Annotated in this window: 1 protein-coding gene; it reads right to left on the bottom strand. The window is 63.3% G+C overall.

Features of this window, described 5'->3' with window-relative positions:
- Positions 1–337 precede the first annotated feature (337 nt).
- Positions 338–728, bottom strand: a 391-nt coding sequence (locus ACFLIM_RS50335; protein ID WP_393178065.1) for a helix-turn-helix domain-containing protein, incomplete at its 5' end; no start/stop codon positions are given.

Raw genomic sequence — 728 nt, 5'->3', positions numbered from 1 at the left:
GTCATCGGACCACTACCAGGCGCGAGAAGCTATAGCGTTATCGCGACTATTGCCGAGCTTGCTCCACTCTGTCCATGCCGGCAGGTAGTCCACTCGAGATAACGCCCGGGTCGGCATAAGACCCCTTCGACTTGACCCACATCGAAGTACGGCTGGGCGGCAAGCCAGTGGGGGCGGCCAGACCGTTCACGATCGGGCGGCACGCCCACCCCAAGGCCCGCCCCGAACTGCCCCGGTCAGGGCCCGAAGCTCGGCATCCCACGACATAACGAGATGGTAGGTGAGCGAATAGATCACTCACCGACTATGCGCCAACTACGCCCCGCATTCTCCATGTTTACCAAGATCTACAAATGTAGTCGCCGGTATCCGGGGGACGCCATGAGGCGTGAAGATTGGGTGTGGTTGCTCGCCGACGTCGCTGGTACTTGGGGCTGTGAGCCCGAAATGTAGTCTGAACGCCGGGAGCCTGCCTGGGCGGGGGCCAGGTCTCCTTCACCCAGGTGGCGATCTGCTCCTCATCGCGCTCGACGGCCCGGTGCACGGGCACCTGCGGGCTCCAGCCGATCCGATGCAGCAGATAAGACACCCCACGCGGGGTGTAGTCGATGCGGAAGAGCTCCTTGATCAGTGTGGTGACGCGTGCCAGGGTCCAGCGTTGGTCGTCCCAGCCATGCGTGCCTGGTCCGCGGTCGAGCTCGGCCTCCAGTGTGACGATCTGCTCTTGG

This window comes from Nonomuraea marmarensis (assembly GCF_043197025.1).
Lineage (GTDB): Bacteria > Actinomycetota > Actinomycetes > Streptosporangiales > Streptosporangiaceae > Nonomuraea > Nonomuraea marmarensis.
Note: the sequence above shows the minus strand (reverse complement) of the source record. Positions and strands in the feature narration are given on the sequence as shown.